This is a genomic window from uncultured Holdemanella sp. (assembly GCF_934754935.1).
In the GTDB taxonomy this organism is placed as follows: Bacteria; Bacillota_I; Bacilli_A; order Erysipelotrichales; family Erysipelotrichaceae; genus Holdemanella.
The window spans coordinates 1-9903 of the sequence record NZ_CAKVJB010000053.1; the positions used below are offsets into that span (position 1 = coordinate 1).

The following is a 9903-nucleotide window of genomic DNA, read 5'->3' on the forward strand; positions in this document are numbered from 1 at the left end:
GTAGAGCCGTATACGTGACCCGTACGTACGGTTCAACGGGAGGGGCAATAATCTTTGTATTATTCCTCTACCCTATTGTTTGGTAAAGGAGAAGAGGAATATGAAAAAGATTTTACATGCAAGCCTTAGTGCAGTATTGGTGTTGAGCCTAGTGGGTTGTGGTTCGACAAAAGATGATGCAATTTATCAAGATTCGATTGATGCCTATGTGAATGAGATTGATATGGACTATGCGTATGACTTCACAAAAACATTGTCTACAGATACTTCATTACATGATAATTCACTTGGCTTTAGAACAAGTGGTTCAGATGCAGAGCATAGAACAGCAAATTATTTGGCTAAGGAAATGAAGGCCATTGGTTTAAAGAATGTTGAAAAGGTACCTGTTAATGTGGATAAGTGGCAATATAATGATGCATCACTTACCATTGAAGGAACAGACATTGATTTGATGCCCGTATCATATATGGTGAATGGTACAGATGAAAATGGAATTACAGCACAGATCGTAGATTGTGGTACTGGATTTGCGAAAGACTATGAAGGTAAAGATGTGGAAGGTAAGATTGCATTAGTTGGTGTGGATCAATTTAATGAGTCTTGGATTGGTGGATATATCTATGAGGCATATGAGCATGGCGCAAAAGCTTTAGTGACATATGATCTAGATGGATATGGAAGATTTAGTGATGATGATCATCAAATTCAGGATGTTTGTGCAGAAGATGTAATGCCTACGACAATCATCACAATGAGTGAGTACAAACAAATCAAAAAAGCTTTAAAACAAGGTCATGATATGGCGACTTTAAAAGTAGATAGTGTGATGGAAGAAGGTAATGGTACAAGTTATGATGTAGTTGGATATATTCCTGGTAAGTCACATGATCAACAAATTATTTTTGCCGGTCACTATGACATGTATTTTACTGGATTCCAAGATGACTGTAGTGCCATTGGAACCATTATGTCGATGGCTAAGACAATGATTGATAGTGGTTATATTCCTGAAAATGATATTGTGGTTGTTGCGCATGGTGCTGAAGAATGGGGTGCAACAGGTACTGAATTTGACTGGACAAGAGGTGCTTATGAATTGATCAACAATGTACATCCGGAATGGGCAAATAAAACTTTGGCTTTATTTAATTTTGAATTAGATGCCTTTGATGATGGTGGTGATACATTTATGGTGACTTGTGTTCCTGAATATGCATCTTTAGTTAAGAACTTAGTGGATTCAGGTGCATTGGATGGTGCTGTTAAAGAATATAAGAAGGGTATTTCTACAAAGACATATGATACAACGACGATGGAAGATGGTGTTTCATATCGTAATGCGGGTGTTCCATATTTCTTAAATACAACAGATACTTGTTCTGGAGAAACAAATGATGATGGTGAATATACTTGGACACAACTTCATTATCATACAGAATCGGATAATACGGATACGTATAGTGAAAAGGTGATGAAGGCAAATATTGCCGTCTTTGGAAGTATGGCTATCGCCATCGATCAGCTTCCAGCAATGTCTTTAAATATGCAGGCTACAATTGACGATTTAAAAGAAAGTTTTAATGAAGATTTAGCTAAGGAAGCAGGTGTTTCTAAAAAGGATTGGGACAAAGCTTTAGCTGTGTTTAAAAAAGAAGTAGAGTCACTAAATGCCGAGGGTCAAGATATTAATGATCGTTATGTAAAGGCTCTAAATTCTAAATCGGATGTTACTTCGATTCAAGAAGAAGGAAAGGCCTACAATAAGAAAGTATTAGGCTTATTTAAATATGTACAAGATAATTTTGTCGGCATTGTATTCTCAAGTGATGTAGTGATGAAACATGTGGGATATCAAAACAACATTGAATATATGGATGAAATCATTCAAGATTTAAAGAAAGATAAAGTTAGTGATGCACTAGATGTATCTTATCAATTAAATGGATTGTGTGAATACAATTATTACTTATTCTCACCAAATGCAGCTGCTAAAATTGATGCGCATGCAGATAAGGCTGTTGAAAACAATAAGTGGTGGGGCAATGATAAAGGCTACTATTTCACAAACACAAAAAGTGCTACTGCTTCTTTATTAAATAAAGAAGATGGGGATGATGTGAGTGAAGAAATCAAAGTATATGAGAGTGCTCGAAAAACACAGTTAGATTATTATAAAGAAGTGCTTGAAAATGAAATCTTGGCTATGAATAAGATGGGTCAATAAACACGAAGGCTTGGCTATTTGGTCAAGCTTTTTTTTCTGTTGAAAATAAAAGATGAACCCTACCGATTGGCTACGATAGGGATTCATCAGTTTGTGGCACCTGGCTTATACTACATTAAATGTCTCATTCAAAGGACGAAAACTGTATTTTGAAGTAAGTGAAAAAATACAGTTAGATTCTTATCAAGAAGTACTTGAAAATGAAATCTTCGCAATGAATGAAATGAACCGATAAATACATAGGTTAAGCTATATATATGCCAAGCTTTTGGTTATATAAACAACTTGTGCAATGTTCACATTTGTTATTGAAAACACGTATTTTTTCGATGTATACTTATTCTAACTAAAGTGGGAATAGGGTTATGAAAAGTTTAGAAGAAAGACAGAAGATTCTGGTTGTGGATGATTCTAAGTTCAATCAAGAATTGATTATGGAGATTTTAGGAGAAGAGTATCAATATGTAGTGGCTAATGATGGGCTAGAAGCCATTAAGATCCTACAAAAGGATTGGACTATTGATTTGATGTTGCTCGATATCAATATGCCAAAAATGAATGGATTTGAAGTCTTGGAATATATGAATCAGTATCGCTGGATCGATGAATTTCCAGTGATCGTGATTTCGGCAGAAGAAGAAAGTTCAATTATTGAAAAGGCATATAACTTAGGGGTTACCGAATATATTCAACGTCCTTTCGATGCGTTTATTGTTAAACGAAGAGTTATGAATACACTTGTTTTATATGCGAATCAAAAGAAATTAACGAATGTTGTTGTGAATCAGGTGTATGAAAAAGAAGAAAATAATAAGATCATGATTGGAATTTTGAGTAGTGTTGTAGGCACATACAATAAGGAAAGTCGTGAACATATTCTTCATATTCGGATTGCGACGCAGATGCTTTTAAGAAAATTAGTTGAGAAAACGGATGCGTATCCTTTAACGGAGTCCGATATTACTTTGATCGCAACGGCATCGTCCTTACATGATATTGGTAAGGTGGGTATCTCAAAGGAGATTTTAAATAAGCCGACTACATTAACGGATGAAGAGTTTGAGATTATGAAAAGTCATACTTTGATAGGGGCTAAAATGATTCATAGTATGGAATATCCAAAGGATCATCCTTTGATTCAAACGGCTTATGAAATTTGTAGGTGGCACCACGAACGTTTTGATGGAAAGGGATATCCCGACGGTTTAGTTGGGAATGAAATTCCAATTAGTGCTCAAGTTGTATCGATTGCGGATGTCTTTGATGCCTTGACAAGTACACGTGTATATAAGGATGCGTTTGATTATAAAACGGCTATTCAAATGATTTTGGACGGTAAGTGTGGATGTTTTAATCCAGTATTACTAGAATGTTTGAAAGAGATGGGTACCGATATTTATGTGGCTTTTCGTAGTCAAATGGATGATTATAGGAATTATAAGGAGGCACAAAAAATTTCTGGGGAAATCTTAAAATCAGAAACATTGCCATATAATGATCACTCGCAACGTATCATTGATTTCTTACAGGAAAAGATGGACTTTTTTGAGATGAGTGATTCAAAAGAATTATTTGATTATAATCCACTGATTGGTGAGTTAACCGTTATAGATCGTGAGAAACATAAAAAATATAAGAAAGATATTTTGGGATTTTTATCGTTTGATATGAATGAAGAAGTAATTGATTTGGTCAAGAAACATTTAGATGAATCAACAATTGATAATAAAGAGTTTACTTTACAGATACAAGATCGAAACATCACATTTCATACGTTATGGTCAGGACTGGATACAGATCAATATATTGGCGTAATTGGTACGATAGATAGGAGGAGATGATTTGAAAGCATCAAAGATTATTAAGAGTTTGCTAAGCTTATGCTTGTTAGTTTGTATACTAAGTGGATGTAAGACAAGTGATGTAGAATCAGATACATCCAATCTACCCGTGATTACTTTGGGTAGTGATAATTATCCGCCCTATAACTATTTGAATGAAGATGGAAATCCTACGGGTATTGATGTAGATTTGGCCACGGAAGCCTTTAAGCGATTGGGATATCGAGTCAAAGTGGTTCAGATTGATTGGGAAAAGAATAAGGAACTTTTAGAAAGTGGGAAAATCGACTGTATCATGGCCTGTTTTTCTATGGAAGGAAGATTGGATGACTATAAGTGGGCTGGCCCATATATCGCAAGTCAGCAGGTGATTGCGGTCAATAGTGATAGTGATATTTATACATTAAATGATTTAGAAGGCAAGAATGTAGCTGTACAATCGACCACAAAGCCAGAGGGTATTTTGTTGAATGGCAATTATAACTTAGGTAATTTGATTAGTTTAAACCATAGAGAATTGATCTTTACATTCCTACAAAAAGGATATGTGGATGCGATTGGTGCGCATGAAGAATCAATCATTCAATATATGAAGGATTATGATGCTGATTTTCGTATTTTAGAAGAGCCATTAATGCGAGTAGGTATTGGTGTAGCTTTTTCTAAAAATGATAAGCGTGGAATTTGTGAGAAGTTAGACAAGACTTTAAAAGAAATGCGTAAGGATGGAACATCTAAAAAAATCATAGGTAAATATCTATCGCATCCAGAAAAGTATTTGGAGGTGGATGATTTTGCGTACTAAAAATTGTTACTACCATATACTTACTGCCTTATTAGGAATTCTAGTCATCGCAACTGCAAGTACTTATTTATTCAAAACACAGAAGAGTGAAGCAGAAACTCAATTAGTGAAGATTGTAAATTATGTAAAGGTACAATGCTCGACATATACAAAATATAATGAGGCAAGTGAATCAAAGATTTTATTAAGAACGATTGAAAGTTGTCGTCAGCTTCAGACGAATATTCAATATGCTGAAACTTTAGATGAAGCTTTTCTAAAGGATAATCTGAGTACGTTATGGATGGATGGAAGTCTTGTATTGGATGGAAATGGGGATATAGAGTGTTCGTATAGTACAGATGATGCAATATTGAAACAAGTCTATAAATATGTCAATAAAGATATTATTTTGGATTATATAAACTATCCAGAAAGGACCTATACTCAACGTATTGAATTAAAGGATGGTGCGCATTTAGATATTGCGGCATGTGCAAGAAGCGATGCACAAGGAATGGTTGTTACGTATTATTATACATCGCCTAATTTTGCGCAAAATTATAATTTAACGCTTCAAAATCTTTTGAAGGGATATAGTAAAAAATCAGATGGAACCATTCTTGTATGTGATGAGGGAAACATCATTGCGAGTAATGATCGAGCTCTTCTCCATACTTCAACTAAGAAAAATGATGTAGTTCAATTATTAAAGGAAAATAAGGATAGTCAACATATTTATCATTTTAGAAGCACTGGTATAGGCTGTTATGGCATTATGTTGAAACAAAGCAATTATTATATCTTTGCGTATATGCCAGATAGTGTGGTATTTGATGGTATCATCACAAAATTAATTGCGATTTTACTTGTATATATATTGTTTGCGCTTGTACTTAGATATATTGGACATCGCAATAATCTAATAAGACAGGCGAAGGAACAAGAAAAAGATAAGGCGCATCAAGAAGAGTTGTTGCGTGCAGCTAAAAAGGCGGAGGCGGCTAATATTGCCAAAACGGAATTCCTTCAAAGAATGTCTCACGATATTCGTACGCCAATCAATGGCATTATTGGTATGGTTGAAGTGGGTGATCATTATAGTGATGATATTGAAAAGCAGGCGGATTGTCGTGAAAAAATTAAATATGCGTCCAATACATTATTAGAATTAGTCAATGAAGTATTAGACATGAGTAAGCTAGAGTCAGGTGAAGTTGTACTTGAAGAAGTTGGCTTTAATATTGATCAGTTGAGTGATGGAACGGTTGTGATATTAGAAGAAGTCGCAAAAGAACGTAATGTTCAAATTATCAAAGAAGGAAGAAGTATTGCTCATCCATATTTGATAGGCAGTCCAACTCATGTGAAGCGTGTTTTAATGAATGTTCTTTCCAATGCCGTAAAATACAATCGGGATAATGGATTTATCTATATTAGCTATAAAGAACTTGAATCCAATAAGCCAGGCTATTCACTTTTTGAATTTACTTGTCGAGATACAGGTATTGGTATGTCCAAAGAATTCCAAGAAAGAATCTTTGAGCCTTTTGCGCAAGAACACATAGGAAGTCGTTCTAAATATGTTGGTACTGGTTTGGGAATGCCTATCGCAAAAAGTCTTGTGGAAAAGATGGGTGGAACCATTGAATTTACAAGCCAAGAAAATGTGGGCAGTCAATTTGTGATCCGCATTCCATTTAAAATAGATGAAGAACATAAAACTGAAGCCGTTCAAGAAGCTACTTCTGCATCCATTAAAGGTCTTAGTGTTTTACTTGTAGAAGACAATGAATTGAATATGGAAATTGCCAAATTCATTATTGAAAATGAGGGTGCAAATGTCACGTGTGCTACAAATGGTAAAGAAGCCGTGGATATTTATAAGAAATCACCAGAATTTTTTGACATTATCTTAATGGATATTATGATGCCAGAAATGGATGGCTTACAAGCCACTCAATTTATTCGCTCATTTGATCAAGATATTCCAATTGTTGCAATGACGGCCAATGCGTTTACAGAAGATAAAATAAAGGCAAAAAAAGCGGGTATGAATGCCCATTTATCAAAACCTTTAGATAAGGATAGATTGATTCGCGTTGTTGCGAAGTTGTGTAAGAAATAGACGTGGTTATATTTAAGTGGCGAAATAGAGTAGGGATTTGATTCTCTGCTCTTTTTGGTTTTAAATAATCGTAACAAATCTGCCGGAATTCACAATGTTTTCACATTGAAGTTTTATAATGGAAAGTGCTACTGGATGTAGTAACGGTGAACCCTCTGAATTAAAAAAAGAAATCTGCTTGAGTTCTTGGCAGATCCTTCGATTTTTTTTGTAAGAGGAGAAGATGTCTATGTATATATATCTATATATTGATGTTGCCATGTGTTTAATGGCACTAGTAGAAATACTAAGAATCACATTGATTATCATAGAAAAATGTAAAAGACACTAGCTCACCACCCCAATGGATTAAACTAGTGTCCATACATTAGTAATTCAGAGGACTGCTGTATCCAGTAGTCTTTCTGTATTTGTATTATACCGGTAAAGTAAAGTTTATGCAAATATGATGAATTAACAGAAGAAATTACGAAATGCTAAAATATAATTAACAATCAAGTTGATGGATACTATTTTTTCTGCATATAATTAGAATGAGAAAGAGAAAAGGAGGCCATCACTATGAAGTTTGATGAATTATTTGAACAAAGAAGTCTGGTGGCTTCAAAGTTAAAAGATTGTATTAGAGATAATGGTATACTAAGGTTGCTTTTGCGGCAAAGGCCAATACTTTACTACCAACACTTGATAAGCTGTTGAATGGTAGTATAAACAGTAAAAGTTCTTTTAATCGTCATTTGCGGAAAATATTGATGACTATAGAAGATTTGATGTTGTATCATTCAACTCCTGCAAAGGCTACTTTGATAAAAGGCTATTCACAGAGTACACTGTTGAATCAGGGAATGAATGATACGGTGAAGAAACAATATAATTTATTTTTTGATGTGCTTGGTTTATGTTCAATTTATTATTGAAACAGTTCTTTTGTGTCAACTTGTAAGAGAAGGAAAAATGAACATAGATAAGCTTAATGATTACAGAAAAGATATACGCAAAATTACATATAGTAAGGAGCAAGGTAATCATGCAATCGCATTAGTTACAGAACGAGTTGATAATGAATTGTTTGTCAGACTTGTGGCTGATAGAACAGTTCATATTGTTTTCTAATATGGAAAAGCGTTTAGGATTAAATGGTTTAATTTTGAATGAATAAGGATGGCGGCGTATGAAATATACAGAAACAGGTTTTAGACCTTTGTATCATAAGTATTGTATTTTCCCTTTGAGTGAAACAATAAGGGATGTTGTTAAAGAATATCCAGGATATGACTATGCGAATGGCGTATTAACATATGGGTATATTGATCGAGAAACGGGTTTTAGATTGGAAATATTGTGTTGCGTACAATATACAGATTCGGATCATTATCTTCTTTATGATCCTTCATCCGATAATAGAGTTGTCGTTCAAATTGGTGCTGTGGCTGATGAAGAATATTTAGTTGTAGAGGATCCAGAAAAAGAGGAGTTTGAAGAAATCATAGATATGGTCCATTCATATGATGCGAGCAAAGAAGTTGAAGAATCGCGTTCTTTTGAATTTCTAGATGAATTTAGAAATGAATTGTATCCAGACGATGTGCTTGTACTAACAGTAAAAGAGGGGTTAACACCCGAGGGTTGTTGGGTAAGAATTACAGATTTGTATGAGGAGTGTATCATTGGTACGTTGTTGAATGAACCAAATCAGGATTTTGGCTTTCATGAAGGAGATTCCATCGCATTTTTCTTATATGAGGATGAAGGAAATCGCTGCTTGATTTCAGATATGAATGAAAGTAAGAAATTAACAGCGGAAGATTTAGAAGATGGAAGTATGTTGTGTGATGCGATCAAATTATTTCATGAAAGGCCGAATAATGGCACATTATTTCATGTACTAGAATTATTAAGAGATAGCTATGTTTGGGTTCCTTGTAATGTGATTGTGAGTGAAAAAGATCAAAAGAATATGGAGGAAGCATCAATAGGTATGGAGCTTCAATTTGAAGAAGATGTTCGCTTGATTCCAGATATTTTAATGAGTGATGATGACTATTACTTTCTTGTATTTACTTCGAATCGAGAAATGGGGGAGTATGGACAACATTTCTCAAAAGTAGAAAAACATTTCTTAGAAGCCATCGCATTAGCTAGGGCAAATGATCAGGATATAAAGGGGATTGTGATTGATGCCTTTACAGAACCTATGGTGATTGATCGTGAATTGTTTGAAGTCATAGAGAACTTAAAGTCGAGATTATAAAATGGATACAATATTTTGCCCATTGTTTAAAAAGGAAGTAGACGTAATTTGGTGCATAGAAATTACAGATGTAGCCAATGGTTTGATCAAGAAAAGAGTATTACCGGATTGTATATTGCGTATCAAAAATTTCAAAGAAATATGTAGAAATTGTCCAAATCGAGAAGATGATAGTGATGCGATAAATCCATTTTGGAGACATGGTCATTATAAGCTTTTGATGTGTATTAAATATAATGGCCATCTAGATAATGTTCATCTAACAAAGAATAAATTGTATGAAGTAATACGATTGGAAGGTGGTTGGTTTCGAATTTTGAATGATGCAGGAGAAGTCGAGAAATATCCGCCTTTCTTATTCGAAGTATATAATTTCTTTGATTGAATTAGAATCAAAAAAGCAATCGTAAAAAAATACGATTGCTTTTTTGCTTATTTATAAATTGTATATTGTGTAAAAAGACAGTTTTTAGTTCTTTTAGAAGAAAAAACGCATCTAATTTGATGAAAATAATACGTTTTAGATGAAATAGAAACGATTTCTATAAATTTATTGAAATTCACGATGTTTTCACATTGGACATTTATAATAGGGATTGGCTACTGGATGTAGTAACGGTGAACCCTCTGAATTAAAAAAAGAAATCTGCTTGAGTTCTCGGCAGATCCTTC

At 34.2% G+C, this 9903-nt stretch carries 8 protein-coding genes; all 8 read left to right on the forward strand.

Going from position 1 to position 9903, the window contains the following annotated elements; translation table 11 throughout:
• The first annotated feature begins 100 nt into the window (after positions 1 to 100).
• The 8 genes from Q0E86_RS10590 to Q0E86_RS10625 all read left to right on the forward strand — a co-directional run bounded on the left by Q0E86_RS10590 (position 101) and on the right by Q0E86_RS10625 (position 9616).
• Positions 101 to 2227, forward strand: coding sequence for a M28 family peptidase (locus Q0E86_RS10590; RefSeq protein ID WP_295756982.1), 2127 nt, complete (start codon positions 101 to 103; stop codon positions 2225 to 2227).
• Positions 2228 to 2592: 365 nt separating this feature from the next.
• Positions 2593 to 4068 carry an HD-GYP domain-containing protein gene (locus Q0E86_RS10595; RefSeq protein WP_295756983.1) on the forward strand — a complete coding sequence of 492 codons (1476 nt, stop codon included), beginning with the start codon at positions 2593 to 2595 and terminating at the stop codon, positions 4066 to 4068.
• 1 nt (position 4069) lies between these two features.
• Positions 4070 to 4873 (forward strand): ABC transporter substrate-binding protein, encoded by an 804-nt coding sequence (locus Q0E86_RS10600; protein ID WP_295756985.1) that lies wholly within the window; start codon positions 4070 to 4072, stop codon positions 4871 to 4873.
• A complete protein-coding gene (locus tag Q0E86_RS10605; protein WP_295756987.1) occupies positions 4863 to 6980 on the forward strand; it encodes a response regulator in 2118 nt (705 codons plus the stop codon). The genes Q0E86_RS10600 and Q0E86_RS10605 overlap by 11 nt, the downstream gene beginning before the upstream one ends.
• 752 nt (positions 6981 to 7732) lie before the next feature.
• Positions 7733 to 7897, forward strand: a complete 165-nt coding sequence (locus Q0E86_RS10610; protein WP_295756989.1) for a hypothetical protein — start codon at positions 7733 to 7735, stop codon at positions 7895 to 7897.
• 37 nt (positions 7898 to 7934) lie between these two features.
• A complete protein-coding gene (locus tag Q0E86_RS10615; protein WP_295756992.1) occupies positions 7935 to 8093 on the forward strand; it encodes a hypothetical protein in 159 nt (52 codons plus the stop codon).
• Positions 8094 to 8151: 58 nt separating this feature from the next.
• Positions 8152 to 9231 (forward strand): SseB family protein, encoded by a 1080-nt coding sequence (locus tag Q0E86_RS10620; protein ID WP_295756994.1) that lies wholly within the window; start codon positions 8152 to 8154, stop codon positions 9229 to 9231.
• A gap of 1 nt (position 9232) precedes the next feature.
• A complete protein-coding gene (locus Q0E86_RS10625) occupies positions 9233 to 9616 on the forward strand; it encodes a hypothetical protein (protein WP_295756996.1) in 384 nt (127 codons plus the stop codon).
• Positions 9617 to 9903 lie beyond the last annotated feature (287 nt).